Below are 19772 nucleotides of genomic sequence, written 5' to 3'. Positions count from 1 at the left end.
TGGAGAGTATCGACAAGGAGCTATTCACGTGACAATCACCTCCACGCAGCAGCAGGCCTCCGCTGACATGCGCCCCATGACCAAGGTCTTGGTGGCCAACCGCGGTGAAATCGCGGTACGCGTCATCCGCGCCGCACGCGACGAAGGCCTCACCTCCGTGGCCGTCTACGCGGATACCGACCGCGACGCCATGCATGTGCGCATGGCGGACGAGGCCTACGCCCTGGGCGGCACCACGGCCGCCGATTCGTACCTCGTGATCGACAAGATTCTCGACGCCGCCGCTCGCGCCGGGGCCGATGCCGTTCACCCCGGGTATGGCTTCCTCTCGGAGAACTCGGACTTCGCCATGGCGGTGATCAATGCCGGTATGACGTGGATCGGGCCTCCCCCGGCGGCCATTTCCAAGCTCGGCGACAAGGTGGCTGCCCGCCACATCGCCGAGAAGGTCAATGCCCCGCAGGTTCCGGGCACCGCCGATCCCGTGAACTCCGCGGATGAGGTGCTCGCCTTCGCGGACGAGCACGGCCTCCCGATCGCGATCAAGGCGGCCTTCGGCGGCGGTGGGCGCGGTATCAAGGTGGTGCGCGAACGTGCTGCCATCCCGGAACTGTTCGAATCCGCCGTCCGTGAGGCCACCGCTGCCTTCGGCCGCGGTGAGTGCTTCGTCGAGCGGTTCCTGGACGCTCCGCGGCACGTGGAAACCCAGTGCCTCGCGGACGGCCACGGCAACGTGGTGGTGGTGTCCACCCGCGACTGTTCACTGCAGCGCCGCAACCAGAAGCTCGTGGAAGAAGCTCCCGCACCGTTCCTCACGGACGATCAGGTCCACCGCCTGTACGAGGCCTCCAAAGCCATCCTCAAGGAGGCTCAGTACCAGGGTGCCGGTACGTGCGAGTTCTTGGTCGGTCAGGACGGCACCATTTCCTTCCTCGAGGTCAATACGCGATTGCAGGTGGAGCACCCGGTGTCCGAGGAGGTCACCGGGCTGGACCTCGTGCGCGAGCAGTTCCGCATTGCACGCGGTGAGGAACTTGGCTACGAGGACCCGCAGGTACGCGGCCACAGCTTTGAGTTCCGCCTCAACGGTGAGGACGCCGGCCGTAACTTCATGCCGGCTCCGGGCACCCTGACCACGTTCTCGCTGCCCACGGGGCCCGGCGTACGCGTGGACACCGGTGTGGAGGCCGGTGAAACCATAGGCGGCAACTTCGATTCCATGCTCGCCAAGCTGATTGTCACGGGCGCCACCCGTGAACAGGCGCTGCAACGCTCCCGCCGTGCCCTGGACGAGCTCGTGATCGAGGGCATGCCCACGGTGGTCCCCTTCCACCGCGCGGTCGTTTCCGACCCGGCTTTCGCCCCGGAGGACGACACGGCGTTCTCGGTGCACACCCGGTGGATCGAAACCGAGTTCGACAACCAGATCCAGCCGTATGAAGCACCCGTCGAACCCGCCACGGAAGAACCCGAGCGCCAGTCCGTGGTGGTCGAGGTGGGTGGCAAACGACTTGAAGTCACCCTGCCGCAACTGCCCGGTGCCGGGCGCACCGTCGCCACCACCACCGGCGGCCCGCAGCCCAAGCGCAAGTCACGCGCCAACCGCGGTGGTTCCGCCGCGGCCCGGGGTGCTTCCGGTGATTCGCTGACCTCGCCCATGCAGGGCACCATCGTAAAAATTGCCGTGGCCAACGGCGACACCGTGGCAGAGGGCGACCTGATCGTGGTGCTCGAGGCAATGAAGATGGAACAGCCTCTCACGGCCCACAAGTCCGGTGTGATCAAGGACCTGTCGACCTCCACCGGGGACACGGTCTCCGCGGGGACGGTACTGGCAAACATCACGGACTGATCCCTCAAGACTGCGTAAGAACGGCGGCTCCCCCGTGGGTGCCGCCGTTCTTGTGTTCCGTTCACGCCCCGAGCGCGATCAGTGCGTTCGATCCTGGGTGTCAAGAAATATCTCACATAATGGATGTCTGAATTCATCTTGTGGACCGCCGGGTCTAGCGTGTAACCATTCACAACCCCTTCCCCTGTGAGGATTCATCATGTCTACAACCGTGACGGATTCGGGTTCCCAGGGACCCGGATCGGATCAGCCACCCGCGCAGCGCGTCCCACGCTCTCGCGTGATCGTGGCGTCGCTGGTGGGCACCACCATCGAGTTCTACGACTTCTACGTGTACGCAACCGCTGCCGTGGCCGTCTTCCCCGCGCTGTTCTTCACGGGCGAGGACGAGACCACCAAGCTCCTGGCCTCCATGGCCACCTTTGCCGCGGCGTTCTTCGGTCGCCCCATTGGTTCGGTGATCTTCGGCCATTACGGCGACAGGATCGGCCGTAAGGCCACCTTGATCGGCGCGCTGCTGACCATGGGCATCGCCACGTTCTTGATCGGCCTGCTACCCACCTACTACTCCATCGGCATCTGGGCTCCCCTGATCCTGACGATCCTGCGTTTCTGTCAGGGCCTGGGCTTGGGCGGCGAGTGGTCCGGCGCGTCGTTGCTGGCCACCGAGTACGCGGAAGAGGGCAAGCGTGCCCGTGCCGCCATGTGGCCCCAGTTGGGTGCGCCGTTCGGCTTCATCCTGGCCAACGGCTTCTTCTTGATCCTGACCATCGTCATGCAGTTCGGCACCGCCGGGCATCACGCCGTGGGTGACCACCCGTTCCTGGTCTGGGGCTGGCGCATCCCGTTCATCGCCTCCGTGGTCATGGTGCTGCTGGGCCTGTGGGTGCGCATGAAGCTCGAGGAAACCCCGGTCTTCAAAAAGGCCGAACGGCAGGGCCAAAAGGTCAAGGCACCCGTGGTCGAGGTGTTCAAGACCTCATGGGTCCAGATCATCCAGGGCACCTTCATCATGCTGGCCACCTACGTTTTGTTCTACCTCATGACCGCGTGGGTGCTGTCCTTCGGCATCGGCTCCCCGGACAACGGTGGGCTGGGTATCGAGTACCGCGATTTCCTGGTCATCCAGTTGTTGGCCGTGGTGCTGTTCGCCATCACCGTGCCGATCTCCGGTTGGCTCGCCGACAAATACGGCCGCCGTTCCTCGCAGCTCGTGATCACCTCCGCGATCGTGGTGTTCGGCCTGTGCTTCGGTCTGATCATGGACCCCGCGCTCGTGGGCACCGGGGAGAACGTCTCCGTGGGCCGCGTGCTCTTCTTCCTCGCGGTCGGCATGACCTTGATGGGCCTGACCTTCGGTTCGATGTCCGCCATCCTCCCCGAGCTGTTCCCCACCAACGTGCGTTACACCGGCTCCGGCATCGCGTACAACGTGGCCTCCATCCTGGGCGCGGCCATCACCCCCTACATCGCGGTGGTCCTCAATGCGAACTTCGGTGTGGGCTCGGTGGGCATGTACTTGTCCTTCGCAGCGGTCATCACGCTGATCGCCCTGTGGTTCTCCCCGGAGACCAAACACGTGGACATGTACACCGTGGGACGCAAGCTCGTGAAGTAACGAACCGTCCGCTCCGCCGTCCATCACGTACGACGTCGCCCCGGTGACCTTTCGCGCGAAAGGTCACCGGGGCGACGTCGTACGTTCGTGGGTCAGCGGTGCACGTGCAACCGGCGAGCGGCCTCCGAGATGGAGCCCGACAGGGACGGGTACACGGCAAAGGTGTCCGCGAGGTCGTCCACGCTGAGGTTGTGGGTGACGGCCAGGGCGATCGGGTAGATCAGCTCGGACGCGCGCGGGCCCACGACCACGCCACCCATGACGGTGCCGGTGCCGCGGCGGGCGAAGATCTTCACGAAACCGTCGTCCACGGCCATCATCTTGGCGCGCGGATTGGTGCCCAGTTGGAGTGCCGCGTACTCGATCACGGACGGATCGGACTTTGCGTCCTTCTGGCCAACGCCCACTGACGCGATCTCCGGGGAGGTGAAAATGTTGGAGGCAACCTGATCGGTGCGTAGCGGGCGCACTGCGTCCCCCAACTGGTGAGCCACGGCAATGCGGCCCTGCATGGCTGCCACGGAGGCCAGCGGCAGCACGCCGGTGCAGTCACCTGCGGCGTAGATGCCGGGCACGGTGGTGCGCGACACGGCGTCGACCACGATGTGACCGGACCTGCTCGTGGCCACTCCCACCTCGTCGAGACCGAGGTCGGTGGTGTGCGGGATGGAACCCACGGCCAGCAGACAGTGTGAGCCCCGGACCTTACGGCCGTCGGCGAGGGTGACCAGAACGCCGTCGCCGGTGTTCTCCACCGTGTCCGCACGAGAACGGGACAGCACCGTCAAGCCGCGACGCTCGAACACGTTCTCCAGTACGGCTGCGGCGTCGGAGTCCTCCCCGGGAAGCACCTGGTCGCGGGAGGAGATCAACGTGACGTCCGAACCCAGGCCGTTGTACGCGGACGCGAACTCCGCACCGGTGACACCGGAACCCACCACAATGAGCTTCTCCGGGATCTCCCGCATCTGGTAGACCTGCTTCCAGTTGAAGATCCGCTCGCCGTCGGGCTTGGCAGTGTCCAACTCTCGCGGGTAGGCGCCCACGGCGAGCAGCACGAACTGGGCTTCGAGATCGTATTCAAGCCCCTCATCCGTGTCCACATGCACCGTGTTCGGGCCGACCATCCGGCCACGACCCTTGACCAGGTGCACGCCCTGACGTTCCAGGCCACGCTTGATGTCGCGGGACTGGGTGGCGGCCAGGCGCAACAGGCGGGTGTTGACCTTTTCCAGGTCCACGGACAGTTGGTTGATCTCATCACCGTCGCCGGAGCCACCCACAATGTGGACACCCAGATCCTTGGCCTCCGCAAAACGGTTCATCGTGTCCGCGGACGCAATCAGGGTCTTGGACGGGACCACGTCGGTCAGCACCGCCGAGCCGCCCATGCCCTGCTGTTCGATCACCGTGACCTCGGCACCCAGGGACGCAGCCACCAGTGCAGCCTCGTACCCACCCGGGCCGCCACCAATGACAACGAGTTTCGGATTCGCAAATTCAGTCTGCACATTCACGCCTCCCATTGTTGCAGCAATTGACCCGGGAATACGCGTGAGCGGAACCTCGGGCCCACTGTTGGTGGTGATTTCCGGCTCCACGGTAGGGCGCGCACCGCCGTGCCGAGGGTGGCCGGGGTGGCGGCGGGGACCGCTTCCGCACCTCCCGTGAACATTTGAGGCGGAGGTTCGCACACCTGGACATTTGAGGCGCAAGTTCGCACAAACGGGGCCGATTTTCTGCGTACCTCTGCCCAGAATGTTCACTGCATGTCCACCACCGCTGCCGCACCGTGGATCACGGCCCCGGTCGCAATGGCGCGCGTGCATACCTTGGCCCTGTTCTAGAGTGGTGCGGGTGACTGAGAATGCAACGGCTGCCGCCGATCCCTTTGACATTGCCCGCCGTGCCGCTGACGCCATCCGCGAGCGCACCGGGGTGGAGAACCACCGCATCGCTCTGACCCTCGGTTCCGGGTGGGGTGAGGCCGCCGAACTCATTGGTGAGACCGAACAGGAAATCCCCGCCACGGAGATCCCCGGTTTCTCCCGTCCTGCGTTGGAAGGCCACGTGGGGACGTTGCGCTCGATCAAGTTGGCCGGCGGCGATCACGCCCTGGTCATTGGTGCCCGCACTCATTTCTACGAGGGCAAGGGTGTGCGCGCTGTGGCCCACGGTGTGCGCACCGCCGCCGCCGCGGGTACCGAGATCATGATTCTCACCAATGGTTGCGGCGGTCTGAATCCCGCGTGGCAGCCCGGCACCCCGGTGCTGATCAGCGATCACATCAACCTCACCGCCACGTCCCCGCTAGAGGGTGCCACGTTCGTTGACCTGACCAACCTGTATTCATCGCGCATCCGCGAACTTGCCCGCGAGGTCGATCCCAGCATGGACGAGGGTGTCTATGCGCAGTTCCCCGGCCCGCACTACGAGACCCCGGCCGAGGTGCAAATGGCCAAGGTTCTCGGTGCGGACCTGGTGGGCATGTCCACCGCTCTGGAGGCCATTGCGGCCCGTCATGCCGGCATGGAGGTCTTCGGCATGTCCCTGGTGACCAACCTCGCCGCGGGTATCAGCGAGACCGCGCTCTCCCACGAGGAAGTCCTCGAAGCCGGCGCCGCGGCGGGCCCGCGCATCTCGCGTTTGCTCGCGGACATCGTGGCCAAGCTCTGACGCCCCATTGCGGTCTGTGGGCCGACCACCATCAACGGCCGGAACTTTCTCCCGGCAGGCGACGGCGCACGCATTCCGTAACTGACGGAATGTCAGCAAGGAGACGGGCAACCGTCTAGACTGGGCGAAGAATTCATTACCCCTCGCGGTTGCAGTCTGAAAGGGTGCACTCATGGTCAGAAGAGATGAAGCCTCCGTCAACGAGCAGGAGACTACTCGTCGCTCGGCCGAACCCGGAAGCCACTCGGTCAAGTCCCGCAGGTTCTCGGGCGAGGGCGAAACGGTCAAGAACCTGATTATGCTCATCGGCGGCATGATCACCATTGTGGCCAGCTTCTGGCTGTTCGCCAGCTACCCCAATAGTTTCTGGTTGTTCCTGCTGGGCATCCTCGCGTACGGTTTGGCGTTGTTTGTTCCGACCGCGCTGATCTCCGGATCCACCGCCAAGCATTCCGCCGGCGGCACCGATGTCACCCTGGATCTGCCCCGCGGACCACATGAGATGGCACAGCGCCCCAACGTGCCCAACCAGGCGCAGGTCAACCACTAAGTTTCACTGCTAAGAACCCCGTCACCGGATTTCGGTGGCGGGGTTCTTGCGTGCTCGGGTCCTTTGATTGGTGCCATCGACCCACCACGATCGCGAAACCGGGAAGAACTTAGAGACGGTTCGCCCAACGCGCCGCCGATTGGTGGACAAACCCGTCTCGTGGTTGTCCACACTTACGCGGATTTGCCTTCCATTCCGCGTTTTCCCCTGGCTCCTGCACCCGTTCAGGCGCATAGTGAGTATCCGGGACGGTGAGGGGACCCTCCCGGGGAGAACACGTTATGGGGCAGATTCAATTGAGCGAAAATATGATCCATAGGCAGAGCACGGCACACGACTCGCATGGTTCGCGGGCCGCCACGATATTGACAACCATGGTGACGCTGCTGATCCTGCTGGCCTTGGGCGCGCTGGTGCTCCACTACGTTGCGAATGCACGCCCGCAGGTGGCCACTGCCGCGCCCGCACCGCACAGTCTTTCGGCCGTGCACTACCCGGCGCAGGCGGCAGCTTAGTCCTGACCGCTGTTCTGCTGGGCCACGGGGAAGATCGAGTCCAGGACCTCCCGGGCCCACGCCAGAATCGCCTCGTCCAGGAGATCCTTGCCGCCGATCCGGTCCGTCTTGGGCTTGGGAATCAGCACCATGTGTCGATCGGTTCCCGGGATCGCCTTGATCTGCGCGCCCTGATACATCCGCTTGAGCCGCATTTCCCGAGACTCCGGCAGATCGGCGGGAGCGAACCGGATCATGGTGCCCTGGGTGGCCACGTCCGAGAGTCCTGATGCACGAGCCAAAATGCGCAGACGTGCCACGTCCAGCAGGTTCTTGACCGGGGTGGGCAGTGGTCCGTAACGATCCTGAAGTTCCTCACCGGCCTCCACCACGGCCTCTTCCGTGGCCGCGTTGGCAATGGTGCGGTAGGCCTCCAGGCGCAGCCGCTCCCCCGGCACGTAGTCGTGCGGCAAGTGGGCATTCACGGGCAGCTCGATCTTCATTTCCGACGGCGCCTGGTCCTGATCGCCGCGGTACTCGGCCACGGCCTCGCCCACGAGACGCAAGTACATGTCGAAACCGACTCCGGCGATATGACCGGACTGTTCACCGCCCAGCAGGTTGCCCGCACCGCGGATCTCCAGGTCCTTCATGGCCAGCTGCATACCCGAACCGAGTTCGTTGTGCGCGGCCACGGCCTTGAGCCGTTCCAGCGCGGTTTCACTCAAAGGCTTTTCGGCCAGATACAAGAAATAGGCGTAGGCGCGTTCACGGCCTCGGCCCACACGGCCGCGCAGCTGATGCAGCTGCGACAGGCCGTAGCGGTCCGCCCCGTCCACGATCAACGTGTTGGCGTTGGCGATGTCCAGACCGGTTTCCACAATGGTGGTGCACACCAGCACGTCGAACTTCTTTTCCCAGAAGTCCACGATGATCTGCTCCAGGCGGGACTCCGTCATCTGACCGTGGGCCACGGCAATGCGCGCCTCGGGCACCAGCTCGGCGAGCGCCTTGGCCTGCGCGTCAATGGAGGAGACCCTGTTGTGAATGAAAAACACCTGGCCCTCGCGCATCAGCTCACGCCGGATGGCCGCGGAGACCTGCTTCTGCGTGTACGGACCCACGTAGGTGAGCACGGGGTGGCGTTCCTCGGGCGGGGTGGCCAGGGTGGAGGTCTCGCGAATACCCGTCATGGACATCTCCAGGGTGCGGGGAATGGGCGTGGCGGACATCGCCAGCACGTCCACGTCCGTGCGCATGGCCTTGAGTTTCTCCTTGTGCTCCACGCCGAAGCGTTGTTCCTCGTCAATGATCACCAGGCCCAGGTTCTTGAACTGCATTTCCTTGCTCAGCAGCCGATGGGTGCCGATCACCACGTCCACGGCGCCTGAGCGCAGTCCCTCCAGGGTCACCTTGGACTCCTTGGCGGTCTGGAATCGGGACAGCGTGGCCAGGCGCACCGGGAATCCGGAGAACCGTTCGGCAAATGTTTCGGTGTGTTGCTGGGCCAGCAGGGTGGTGGGCACCAGAATGGCCACCTGCTTACCGTCCTGCACGGCCTTGAACGCCGCGCGCACCGCAACCTCGGTCTTGCCGTAACCCACGTCGCCGGAGATCAACCGGTCCATGGGAATGGGCCGTTCCATGTCCGCCTTGACCTCGTCGATCGTGGTCAGCTGGTCCGGGGTTTCGATGTACGGGAACGCCTGCTCCAGCTCACGCTGCCACGGGGTGTCCGGACCGAAGGGATGCCCCTTAGACGCCATGCGCGCCGAGTACAGCCGGATCAGCTCGTTGGCGATCTCCTTGACGGCCCTCTTGGCGCTGCGCTTGGTCTTGTTCCAGTCCGAGCCGCCCATCTTCGACAACGACGGCGCTTCCCCGCCCACGTACGTGCTCACCTGGTCGAGCTGGTCGGTGGGAACGAACAGTCGGTCACGCGGACCGTTGCGCTTGGAGGGGGCGTACTCGAGCACGAGGTACTCGCGCATGGGCTTGGGCTGACCCGGGGTGATCATGGCACCGGCAATCGGGCGCTGCACGAGTTCAATGAACTGCCCGATGCCGTGTTGTTCGTGCACCACGTAATCGCCCTTCTGCAGGGTGAGGGGGTCCACCTGGTTGCGTTTACGCCGCTGGGGCAGTTTGCGCATCTCACGCGTGGTGTATGCGGTGGAACGTCCCAGGACGTCTGCCTCGGTGAGCAGCGCGATGCGGGGGCCTTCGAACACGAAGCCCCTGCCCGCGCGGGCGGTGGTGAGTTCCACCAGCCCCGCCTCCGGCGCCTCGTCAATGGCGTCGAAGCGAGCGGCCGGGATCTGCGCCCCGTGTAGGAGTTCGCTGAGCCGGTCGAGCGGCCCGGGGCCGTCGGTGACCAGCACGACCCGCCAGCCTTCGCTCATCCGCTCGGCCAAAAACCGGAGCATGGCCTCGACATCGCCGGAGAACCGCGTGGGTTCGCGCGCCGCGACGTTGAGTGTGTCCGCGTCCGTGTCGGCCAGGCGGACTTCTTCGTCCGTGGAATCGGCGTCGATATCACCCGCGCTCACGGCATTCACATTGAGCCCGGTGATTGACCACCAGCCCACCGAGTGATCCAGGGCGAGCTGACGGGTCTCGGCTATCTCGTGGAAGGACCCCGCCGCCAGACTGCGCTCGTGACCGTCCTCGGACTCCACGGCGGTGTTGAGGTCCAGGGGCGCCTCGCTGCCACCGGAGGCCGATTCCCACGCCGCCATGAGGAATTCTTGGTTGGTCGCGACCAGATCGTGGGCGCGGGCGCGCACCTTTTCGGGCTCGATCACCACGGTCATGGAGCCCTGGGGCACCAGAGACAGCATTGGGACCATGTCATCCGCGAGCAGCGGGGCGAGGGATTCCATGCCCTCCACGTACTGGCCACCGGCAATGCGCTCCAGGATCTCGCGGCCGCCGGGCAGCTGGTCCTTGAGCTTGGCCGCCCGGGACATGACCGTGGGGGTGATCAGTAGTTCGCGGCAGGGTGATGCCACGATGCGGGTGGGATGTTCGGTGCCGGTCACCGTGCGCTGATCGGCCACCGCGAACAAGCGCATCTCGTCCAGCTCGTCACCAAAGAATTCCAGCCGCACCGGGTGGTCCTCGGTGGGCGGGAAGACGTCAATGATGCCTCCGCGCACCGCGAACTCACCGCGCTTGGTCACCATGTCCACCCGAGAGTACGCGGCGTCGGCCAGATCCTTGATGAGCTGGTCGAAGACGTATTCCTCGCCGGCCACCAGGGTCACGGGCTGCATGTCCCCCAGCCCGGCCACCACCGGTTGCAGCACGGAACGCACCGGGGCCACGATCACTCGCAGCGGGGCCGCGTTCGATTCCGGGTGCGCCAGTTTGCGCAGAACGCTCAACCGCTGACCAACGGTGTCCGAGCGTGGTGAGAGCCGTTCGTGGGGCAGGGTCTCCCAGGACGGGAAATTCATGACCTGATCCGCCGGGATGTAGGAGGCCAACGCGGCCTGCAGGTCCTCCGCCTCACGCCCGGTCGCGGTGACCACGACCGTCACGGGGGCGGGCGCGGCGGGCGAGCCCGCGGCGTCGTTGTTCACACCCGCCACGATCTGCGCCAGAATGGGCGCCCGGAGGCCGTCCGGGGCGCTGATGATCGTCTCGCTCGAACGTTCGGCCGGCGGGCGGGCTGCCTGCGCCAAGATGTTGGCGAACGTGCGGTCCTCGGTGAGCGCGGTGTGCAAACCGGTCAGGGACATGTGCGGGGTACTCCTGGTGTGAACGGCGAAATCCCCACGGACGGTGAGGGACGCGCCCCAGCCTACTCGCCGCCACGGACACGCTCAGCTCGTACGCTGGAGACATGAACGCTCACGCAGAGGCACCGCTGACCGGCCGCACCGTGGCCATCACCGCGCACCGTCGCGCCGACGAGCAGGCCGGCGCCTTCGAACGCCAGGGGGCCCGCGTGGTGCACGCGCCGGCACTCAAATTGGTTCCCACGGACCAGGACGACGCCGTTCTGGCCGCCACCCGCGAGATTCTCGCCACCCGCCCGGACACCGTGGTGATCACCACGGGATATGGACTGAAACGTTGGCTGACCGTGGCCGAGACCGCGGGTCTGCACGAGGATCTCGTGCAGCTGTTACGCGACAGCGCCGTGTACGCCCGCGGGGCCAAGGCCAAGGGACAGTTGCAGTCCCAGGAGATCTCGTGCGAGTACGTCGGCCAGTCAGGACGCACCAGTGACCTCGTGGACACCTTGATTTCCCGGAGTGCGCGCGGGACCGTGGCCGTGCAGGTGCACGGCATCACCGATGCCGAACAGCTCGCGCGGCTGTCCGAGGCAGGCTTCCGTGTCCTGACCGTGGCCCCGTACGAATGGGCGTCCGCGGATGAGGGCTCGCGTTTGGCGGATCTGACCCGCTCGATTGCCGCCGGAGAGGTGGACTATGTGACGTTCACCGCTGCACCGGCCGTGGACGCGCTGTTCGACGCCGCCCGCACCGCCGGGACGTACGAATCGCTGTTGGGTGCGCTGAGGGGTGGTCGGTGCACCGCGGTGGCCATCGGCCCGGTGTGCGTTCAGCCGTTGGAAGAGGCCGATGTTCTGGCCGTGGTGCCCGAGCGCTTCCGCCTGGGTGCCATGGTGCGTGCGGTGTGCGATCACGCCCGCGCGGATTAGTCGTAGGACACGGTCGCTACTGGGCAGAACGTGTATGAGGCCCGGTCATGCCCGGGGTTGCGGTCTGTCGTGCTCGGTTCTGCGCAGAAAAGTCTCCGGCCCGACTATGGACGAATGGCTTGTTCGTAGTGCTCGATCACGAGCTCGGTGAGTTCGGGCGGCGTGGGTGCGTTGGTCAGCAGCAGGGGCGCAGCCGTGATGTCGGCGCCGGCTTTCATGGTCTTGTTGTGGAAGAACCCCGGGGCCAGAAGATAGGTGGCCACCAGGACCCGGCCGTTCTTACCCCCTCGGTCACTCACCGAACGGCTGGTCGAGTTCTTCGCTGACTCGCGAGCCTCCGCGACCGCGTCGTGAACCGTGGGTTCCGCCGCTGAAAGGAAGGCTGTTCGCACGGGAACGCCTAGTTCGTGTGCAAGGTGGTCAGCGGTGACGCGGCAGTCCCGCACCGCATCCGGTTCGGAGGATCCGGCGGCGGCCATGATCACGGTGTCGTCCTCGGTGATCGGCTCTGCGCCGTGTTCTCGCAAGGCCTCGTTCACACGCCGGGCCATGATCACGGACAGCCGCGGATCCGGACCGAGGGCCGCAGCCACTCGGTGTTGCGGATTCCCCTTGATGGCCCGGGCCATATCCACGTACACGTGGTAACCGGCCGACAGTAGCAGCGGGACGATCACGGCGGGCTGGTCGGCCAGCTCGCGGGTGCGGTTCGTCAAGCTCGGTTCCTGGACGTCGACCCAGGTGTCGATCACGCGAACCGGTTCGAGTTCCGCGCGGACCTCCGCGACAAGGTGCGCCACGGCGGCTTGTCCGGAGGCGTTTCCCGTGCCGTGGGAGCAGGCCAGCAGAACGGGCCGGCCCGCGCCCGCGGCCGGCACCCCGCCGTCGGACGGTGCGCTGGGTCCGCAGCTGATTGTCATGGCCGCGCCACCCGTCCGGGACCCGGTACGTTCGGACCCGGCGGGGCACCGTGGGTGAGCGCATGCACGACCGGGCCGATCACCGTGACGGCGGGCGAGGCGCAGCCGGCGGCGGCGGTGTCCACCACAGCGGTGGCGAGTGTGGTGACCGTGCTGCGCCCGTCGGGGCTGAAACCCTTCTCCAGGACGGCCAAGGGGGTGTCACCGGCCAGTCCGTGCCGCGTCAGTCCGCTGACCGTCTGGGGCAGGGTGGCCACACCCATGAGGAGCACAATGGTCGCCCCGGAGCGGGACAGTCCCGCGAGGTGCTCCAACTCCCGCTCGTCCAGGGGGTCGTGTCCCGAGACCACGGTGAAGGATCGGCTGAGTTCACGGAAGGTCACCGGGATTCCGGCGTGCTCCGGCACGGCAACCGCGGAGGTGATGCCGGGGATCACGTGGACATCCACCCCCGCCTCTCGGCAGGCCAACAGCTCTTCTCCCCCGCGTCCAAAGACGAACGGGTCACCGCCCTTGAAACGAACCACCGTCTGACCCGCGAGCGCGGCCTGGATCATCCGGGCCTGGATCTCGGACTGCGGAACGGGGTGGTGGCCGGGACGTTTACCCACCGGAACCACACGCACACCCGGGGCCAGGTCCTCGGTGACCTCCGGGGCCAACCGGTCCGCGAAAATCACGTCCGCGTGCGCCAACGCACCAAGCCCCGCCGCGGTGATGAGCCCCGGGTCGCCGGGACCACCGCCCACCAAGGTGATACTGCCGCCGATGGTATCCGCGACCCGCTCGACGGCCACCGGCAACGCTGCGCCGGCGGCCGCGAGGGCGCGGCGCCACGCGACGTCGGCGCCGGTGTCGGTGTCGGCATTGGTGTCGGACAGTGTGTTCACCTCAGCCGCGGGGAGCGCCACGACCGCGAAGCCCACTCCCCGCAGCGACTGTTCCGACAGTTCCTCCGGACGGTCGAATTCCACCACTCCGGCCGCGGCGCGCTGGTACGTGCCGCGCAGCCGCTGCGTCAGTGGGCGAGGTCCCAAAAGGGCCACCGTCGCATAGCCGAGGTCGACGTTGGCGTGCATGAACTCTCCCGGGATTCAAAGCGTGACCCCGGGGACCCGGGGCGGTTCGCAGTCGATGCTATCGGTGGGAGCCGTCGTTGCCCGAGGCCACGCGGTCCGTGGCGATGAGCATTACCTCGCGTGACGATCCGCGCTCAACAATGCATGCGCTCGGCGCGCCCCACGCTACGATCCGCCGCGCGTTGACGGTTGACCAGCCAACGCGAACCGCCGGGCAGGCTCGCGATCGCGGACTTGACGCGCACACGGCGCTGCATGGGCAGCATCTCAGCGGCGCGCTTCAGGTGATCCGTGGCGTCCTCCCCGCGACCCTCGTGCAGTGCCTGCTCAGCCTCCGACGCCGCGGGCGGAGACCCGTTGTTGAGTCGCCGCAGCACTTTGGCCCGTTCCTCGGTGCTGAGTTTGTCGCCGAATCGACGCAGGGTCTTGCGCAGGGCAAGCTCTTCACTGGCAGTCACACCATCTCGTTGCTTATGCATGGATTCGCCGGTCCACGACATGATGCGGGTGACCTGCTTGACGCGGTCGAGACGCCACCCGGAATAAATGGCCCGCAGCCACAACTCCCAGACCTCCACGTTGACCTGCTCCGGGTCGAAGACCCCCACCTCCGGGAAAAAATACCGGGGAAACAAGCCGTGCAGACTTCCGAAGTTGTAGTCCAGGATCACGGACCGCTGCCGCCGGGGGCGCGGCATCTTCTCCCGGTGCTGCAATTGTCCGGTGGTGATCCCACCCGTGGTGCACCGGAAAGCATTGGCGTACACCACCGTCCGGGAGCCACTCTCACTCGTGGCCACGTCCTCGTAGCGCGCCAGGAGAGTAGCGAGGTGGTGCGGTAGCAGGGTGTCCTCCGCATCCACGAAGGTGATGAAATCCCCCCTCACCGCCCCCAAAGCCGTGTTGCGCGCGGCGGCGCAGCCCGCGTTCTCCTGCCGCAACACCCGGATCTCGCGGCCCGGCCTGCTCAGCGCCCCATAGCCCTCCAGCACCCGCGACGTGTTGTCCGTGGAGCCATCATCCACGATGACCATCTCGATGTTCGGATGGGTCTGCCGCAGCACGCTGCTGATGGCCCGCCCCACCGCGTCCTGACCGTTGTACACCGCAATCACCACACTGATGAGCGGTTGTTCTAGTTCTGTGCCCGTGTTGTTGTCCACGTGGTTCCCCTTGAATTCATGGGCACGCTCTCCCCTGCGTGCCTCCCGTCCAGTCTAGGAACACACGCCGGATGTTGACCCCCGGAGATGCGTCCCCTCATCGGGCCACGAATCCGGGAAATCCAGCGTTCCATTGGGGAGACCGGGCGATTGAAATTGCCTGCTCCGCAGTGAGCGGACAGCGCCGTTGCGATTGCTCTCAGCTGTTCGCACCCAACATGGGCCTAGGATGGTTGCGCTGGCCACAACGCGTTTCGCGTACATCGACTTCAAGGAGAACCATGCCTGTCAACGCCTCCACCACCATCAAGGCCCCGCTGGACACCGTGCTCAACACCTTTGTGGACGAGGCATTCGTCCGCCACGTGAGCGACCGCGCGGGTACAAAGTTGGAGTCCTTCGAGGTTTCCGGTGACACCAACACGGCATTCACCGTGACCACCGTGCGCACCATGTCCGCGGACAAGCTCCCCGATGTTGTCCAGAAGTTCGTCAAGGGCGCCATCAAGCTCAACCAGGTGGACACCTACGACGCTCCGGCCGCTGACGGTTCCCGCAACGCCCGCACCGAGATCAAGGCACACGGGCTGCCCGTGGGAGCCAATGCCACTCAGACCCTCACGTCCACCAATGACGAGACGCTGGTCGAAGTGACCGGTGACGTGGTTGCCAACATCCCCCTGGTCGGCAAGAAAATCGCCGCCGCCGCCGAGCCCTACATCGGCAAGGCCCTGACCCTGCAGGCCCGGGCCGCCGAGTCCTGGATCGCCAAGAACTAATCATTCACGCACCGCGTGATCACCGGGGGGCACTTTCGCGGCCCCCCGGTTTTTAGTCCGCAAACCGATATGATTGCCGAGATACCGGCAGACCGAATGGAGTTTGGCATTGAATGTGGCCGTGAACAATCCGTCACACGCGAGCAAGCTGGGGTCCTACCTCCGGCAGGACACCACGGGCGGCCTGTTGCTGCTGATCGCCATGGTCGCCGCTCTGGTCTTTGCCAACTCGCCGCTGGGCGATTTCTACTTCGGAGTGCGTGACGCACATGTGGGCATCGGAGTTCCCGGATTCGACCACACGGTGGGTGAATGGGCCGCCGATGGTCTGCTGGCGGTGTTCTTCTTCCTCACGGGTCTGGAACTCAAGACCGAATTAGTCAATGGCGAGCTGCGCAACATTCGCAAGGCCATGCTGCCCGTGGTTGCGGCCGTGGGCGGCGTGATCATGCCCGCGTTGATCTACCTGGGCATCAACATCGCGGCGGGAGCAGAGGACACGGCCATGCACGGCTGGGCCATTCCCACCGCCACGGACATCGCCTTCGCCGTGTCCGTCCTGGCGGTCGTGGGTTCGGCCCTGCCCACCGCCATGCGCACCTTCCTGCTGACCCTGGCCGTGGTCGACGATTTGATCGCGATCATCATCATTGCCTTCGTGTACACGGAATCCGTGCGCGTCCTCTTCCTGGGCGGCGCGGCCGTGTTGCTCGTGATCTTCTGGGTCCTCACACATAAGTACGCCAACTGGTTCATGGCCAAGCACTGGGCCGCCTGGGTGATTCTGTTGCCCCTTGGAGTGGCCACGTGGTGGTTCGTCTACGAAGCCGGCGTGCACGCCACCATTGCCGGTGTGCTGCTGGGCTTCATGGTGCCCGTCATGAAGACCACACCCCGCGTCATTCGTCATGAGGACCCCGAGATGGGTCTGGCCCCGGCACTCGAGCACCGTTTCCGCCCGCTGTCCAACGGCCTGGTCATCCCCATTTTCGCGTTCTTCTCCGCCGGCGTTGCCGTGGGTGGCATCGACGGCATCAAGTCCGCAGCCACAGATCCCGTGGCCCTGGGTATCGTGGCGGGTCTGCTGATCGGTAAGCCCGTGGGGATTTTCGGCGCGGCCTGGCTCATGGACCGGTTCAGTCCGGCGGTCAAGGACAAGGACTACACCTGGACCGACATGTTCGGCATGTCCTTCGTGGCCGGTATCGGCTTCACGGTGTCCCTGCTCGTGGCCGAGCTGAGCTTCGGCACCGGCAGTCCCCACAACGACCACGCCAAGGTGGGAATCCTGTTCGGCTCCATGTTGGCCGCCGTCATTGGGGGCACCATGCTGCTAACCCGCAACGCCAAGTACAAGAAGGTCCGAGCCCACGGCGTGGACCCGGACGTCTACGACAACTAAACGGTCTTCGACGCCGCCTGGTTCACGGCATCCCCGACGGCCACCCAGCTGAGCATCGCGCACTTCACGCGCGCCACGAACTTGGACACCCCCGCAAAGGCAGCGGCGTCGCCCAGGATCTCTTCATCTGGAGTCACCCGGCCTCGCGAACGCAGCATGTCGCGGAAGTGTTCGATCATCGTGTCGAGCTCGGGCAGGCTCATTCCCGGCGCCGTTTCCGCCAACACCGACGCCGCCGCCATGGAAATCGAGCAGCCTTCGCCGTTCCATTCCACGGCCTCCACCGTGGGGGCCTCCCCTGCGGTCACGGTCACGCGCACGGTGATTTCGTCACCGCACGTGGGGTTGTACTGGTGCGAGACCCCGCTGCGCTCACCGGCCGATGAGACGTCCTGACTCGTCTCACCACTGCGCTTGTGCGAATGCTCCAAAATAATGCTTTGGTACAGCTGGTCCAGTTCAGCGCTCATGCGCCCTCCGCCCGGAAGTAGCCGCGAACTCGCGAGAGCTCGTCGAGGAAGTGATCGACGTCGTCGGTGGTGTTGTACACATACGTGCTTGCACGCGTGCTGGCCGTGAGGCCCAATTCACGATGGAGCGGCTGAGCGCAATGGTGACCCACGCGCACGGCAATTCCCGCAACGTCCAACAGCTGACCCACATCATGGGCGTGAACCCCGGCCACGTCGATGCTGACCAGGCCCACGCGCTCCACCCCGGGTTCGGGACCGAGGAGACGAACGCCGTCGATCTCCGTGACGCCGCGTGCCAATCGGCGGCCGAGCTCGGCCTCCCACGCCTCGATCCGGTCCATGCCGATCGTCTGCAGGTAGCGCACGGCCTCCGCCCAGGCGACGGCCTGGCTGATGCGCTGGGTACCGGCCTCGAAGCGGACGGGTGAGTCCAGGTATCGAGCGTGCTCGGTGGTGACCTTGGTGATCATGGAGCCGCCGGTGAGGAACGTGGGCAGCTCATTGAGCAACTCGCGGCGACCGTAGAGCCCGCCGATACCCGTGGGGCCCAGCATCTTGTGCGCGGAGAACACGGCGAAGTCCACGTCGAGCGCAGGAAAACCTACGGGCATGTGCGGCACCGATTGGCACGCATCGAGAACCGTGAGTGCGCCGACCTTCCGGGCCTCCCCCACGATGGCCGGCACATCCGTGATTGCACCGGTCACGTTGGACACGTGCGTGAACGCCACGAGCTTGGTGCGCTCCGAGAGTGTGTTGGCAACTGCCTGCGGCGTGATCAGACCGCGCTCGTCCACGGGGACCACGCGCAGGCTCGCACCCGTGCGGGCTGCCAGTTCCTGCCACGGGATCAAATTGGCGTGGTGCTCAGCCTGGGTCGTGACGATCTCATCACCGGGCCCCACTCGGAACCGCTCCGCGTTCTCGGAACCATTGGAACCCGCGGCCGCGTTGGACATCGCGTAGCTCAGCAGGTTCAGTCCCTCGGTGGCGTTGGAGGTCCACACCAGTGAAGAGGGGTCGGCGCCCACGAAGCGCGCGACCGTGGCCCGTGCGTCCTCGAAGAAATCCGTGGCCTCGACGGCCAGCGTGTGGGCGCCGCGGTGGACTGCTGCGCGATGGTGCAGGGTGAAGTCACGTTCCGCGTCAGCGACCGCCAGGGGCACCTGGGAGGTGGCACCGGTGTCGAGGTAGACCAGAGGATGACCCGCCACCTGCGATTCGGTGAGCAGCGGGAAATCCTGCTTCAGCTGCAGGACCTGCTCGTTGTCCAGGGGGGTTGTGGTCATGACTCCTACTTACGAGCTCTCGCTCATTGACGAACGCTGCGGCCGTCTCTACCGTAGTCCGGTGCGAGCACGGTGACGAATGGTGGTTACGCAGTGTTGAGCCCGCGGCCGCTACGGACCGGGTCGGCGGCGTCACCGGCCGGTGTGTGCTGGACGGAGGACCCGGTCAGCTGTCAGGACAACTTGGCGTGGAAGTACTGTTGGGTGTCGGTCAGCCCCTTAGCGCTCAGCATTTCCACGGCGTCTGCGGCATCGCCGATCACCAGCGGCAGTTCCTTGGCTTCGGCTCCGGAAAATCGCTTGAGCACATAATCAGCGGTATCCATGCGACCCGGGGGCCGACCCACGCCCACGCGAACCCGGATGTAGTCCTTGGTGCCCAGTGCTTTGGTGATGTCGCGCAGCCCGTTATGGCCGCCCTCTCCCCCGCCGCGTTTGAGCTTGATCACGCCGAACGGGAGGTCGATCTCGTCGTGGACGACCACCAGGTTCTCGAGGCCCAGATCGTAGTACTTGAGCAGTGCGGACACCGGCCCACCGGAAGTGTTCATGTAACTCATGGGCTGGGCCAGGACCAGCCGGGGAGCGCCAGGGCTCATCCGGGTTTCCGCCACCGCCGCACGGGCCTTGTGGGCGGACAACATGGCCCCCGCGCGGTGCGCCAGTTCGGCCAACACCATGGCACCCGCGTTGTGTCGTGTCCCCGCATAACGGTCACCGGGGTTGCCCAACCCCACCACCAACGTGCGATCAGCCACGTCAGGCCTCCTTCGGTTCGGTGCAGCACCCCTGCGCTGCGCTCATC

The 19772-nt window shown here is 65.6% G+C and carries 16 protein-coding genes; 8 read left to right on the top strand and 8 right to left on the bottom strand.

Features of this window, described 5'->3' with window-relative positions; genetic code table 11:
• Positions 1–67 precede the first annotated feature (67 nt).
• Both ABEA06_RS06875 and ABEA06_RS06870 read left to right on the top strand, forming a co-directional pair.
• Complete coding sequence (locus ABEA06_RS06875) at positions 68–1852, top strand: acetyl/propionyl/methylcrotonyl-CoA carboxylase subunit alpha (protein ID WP_345311037.1); 1785 nt, start codon at positions 68–70, stop codon at positions 1850–1852.
• A gap of 199 nt (positions 1853–2051) precedes the next feature.
• Complete coding sequence (locus ABEA06_RS06870) at positions 2052–3470, top strand: MFS transporter (protein WP_303382106.1); 1419 nt, start codon at positions 2052–2054, stop codon at positions 3468–3470.
• Between the two features lie 92 nt (positions 3471–3562).
• Here ABEA06_RS06870 and ABEA06_RS06865 read toward each other — a convergent pair whose 3' ends face one another.
• Positions 3563–4996 (bottom strand): NAD(P)H-quinone dehydrogenase, encoded by a 1434-nt coding sequence (locus tag ABEA06_RS06865; RefSeq protein ID WP_303382123.1) that lies wholly within the window; start codon positions 4994–4996, stop codon positions 3563–3565.
• Between the two features lie 331 nt (positions 4997–5327).
• On the opposite strand from ABEA06_RS06865, the gene ABEA06_RS06860 reads away from it, so the two are divergent.
• From ABEA06_RS06860 to ABEA06_RS06850, 3 genes are all read left to right on the top strand, one after another.
• Positions 5328–6146: a purine-nucleoside phosphorylase gene (locus tag ABEA06_RS06860; RefSeq protein WP_345311008.1), complete on the top strand. Its 819-nt coding sequence runs from the start codon at positions 5328–5330 to the stop codon at positions 6144–6146.
• A 172-nt stretch (positions 6147–6318) separates the two neighbouring features.
• On the top strand, positions 6319–6696 hold the full coding sequence (locus ABEA06_RS06855; protein ID WP_303383300.1) for a hypothetical protein: 378 nt from the start codon (positions 6319–6321) through the stop codon (positions 6694–6696).
• A gap of 281 nt (positions 6697–6977) precedes the next feature.
• On the top strand, positions 6978–7211 hold the full coding sequence (locus tag ABEA06_RS06850; protein ID WP_303383299.1) for a hypothetical protein: 234 nt from the start codon (positions 6978–6980) through the stop codon (positions 7209–7211).
• Here ABEA06_RS06850 and mfd read toward each other — a convergent pair.
• Positions 7208–10933, bottom strand: coding sequence for a transcription-repair coupling factor (mfd, locus tag ABEA06_RS06845; RefSeq protein ID WP_345311007.1), 3726 nt, complete (start codon positions 10931–10933; stop codon positions 7208–7210). The genes ABEA06_RS06850 and mfd overlap by 4 nt on opposite strands.
• Before the next feature lie 104 nt (positions 10934–11037).
• Between mfd and ABEA06_RS06840 the strand changes: the two genes are divergently transcribed.
• Positions 11038–11862, top strand: coding sequence for a uroporphyrinogen-III synthase (locus ABEA06_RS06840; protein ID WP_303382612.1), 825 nt, complete (start codon positions 11038–11040; stop codon positions 11860–11862).
• Positions 11863–11966: 104 nt separating this feature from the next.
• Here the strand turns inward: ABEA06_RS06840 and ABEA06_RS06835 are convergent, their stop codons facing one another.
• The 3 genes from ABEA06_RS06835 to ABEA06_RS06825 all read right to left on the bottom strand — a co-directional run bounded on the left by ABEA06_RS06835 (position 11967) and on the right by ABEA06_RS06825 (position 15024).
• Positions 11967–12782, bottom strand: coding sequence for a sirohydrochlorin chelatase (locus tag ABEA06_RS06835; RefSeq protein ID WP_303382611.1), 816 nt, complete (start codon positions 12780–12782; stop codon positions 11967–11969).
• Positions 12779–13861 carry a uroporphyrinogen-III C-methyltransferase gene (gene cobA, locus ABEA06_RS06830; protein WP_303382610.1) on the bottom strand — a complete coding sequence of 361 codons (1083 nt, stop codon included), beginning with the start codon at positions 13859–13861 and terminating at the stop codon, positions 12779–12781. Before cobA ends, ABEA06_RS06835 begins: the two co-directional genes overlap by 4 nt.
• Positions 13862–13995: 134 nt before the next feature.
• Positions 13996–15024, bottom strand: a complete 1029-nt coding sequence (locus tag ABEA06_RS06825) for a glycosyltransferase family 2 protein (protein WP_345311006.1) — start codon at positions 15022–15024, stop codon at positions 13996–13998.
• A gap of 281 nt (positions 15025–15305) precedes the next feature.
• Here ABEA06_RS06825 and ABEA06_RS06820 point away from each other — a divergent pair, with 281 nt between their 5' ends.
• The gene (locus tag ABEA06_RS06820) at positions 15306–15803 is read left to right on the top strand and encodes a DUF2505 domain-containing protein (protein ID WP_303382608.1); all 498 of its coding nucleotides are present in this window, start codon (positions 15306–15308) and stop codon (positions 15801–15803) included.
• Positions 15804–15924: 121 nt separating this feature from the next.
• Positions 15925–17205: a Na+/H+ antiporter NhaA gene (nhaA, locus tag ABEA06_RS06815; RefSeq protein ID WP_345311005.1), complete on the top strand. Its 1281-nt coding sequence runs from the start codon at positions 15925–15927 to the stop codon at positions 17203–17205.
• Here the strand turns inward: nhaA and sufU are convergent.
• From sufU to pth, 3 genes are all read right to left on the bottom strand, one after another.
• Positions 17202–17675 (bottom strand): Fe-S cluster assembly sulfur transfer protein SufU, encoded by a 474-nt coding sequence (gene sufU / locus ABEA06_RS06810; protein ID WP_345311004.1) that lies wholly within the window; start codon positions 17673–17675, stop codon positions 17202–17204. The genes nhaA and sufU overlap by 4 nt on opposite strands.
• Entirely contained in the window at positions 17672–18967 is a 1296-nt protein-coding gene (locus ABEA06_RS06805; protein ID WP_345311003.1) for an aminotransferase class V-fold PLP-dependent enzyme, read from the bottom strand. Before ABEA06_RS06805 ends, sufU begins: the two co-directional genes overlap by 4 nt.
• Positions 18968–19140: 173 nt before the next feature.
• Positions 19141–19725 carry an aminoacyl-tRNA hydrolase gene (gene pth, locus ABEA06_RS06800; RefSeq protein WP_345311002.1) on the bottom strand — a complete coding sequence of 195 codons (585 nt, stop codon included), beginning with the start codon at positions 19723–19725 and terminating at the stop codon, positions 19141–19143.
• Between the last annotated feature and the right edge of the window lie 47 nt (positions 19726–19772).

Origin of the sequence: Kocuria gwangalliensis (assembly GCF_039544365.1) — a bacterium.
Classification (GTDB): Bacteria; Actinomycetota; Actinomycetes; order Actinomycetales; family Micrococcaceae; genus Kocuria; species Kocuria gwangalliensis.
This window is presented reverse-complemented; position numbering and strand designations above follow the sequence as displayed.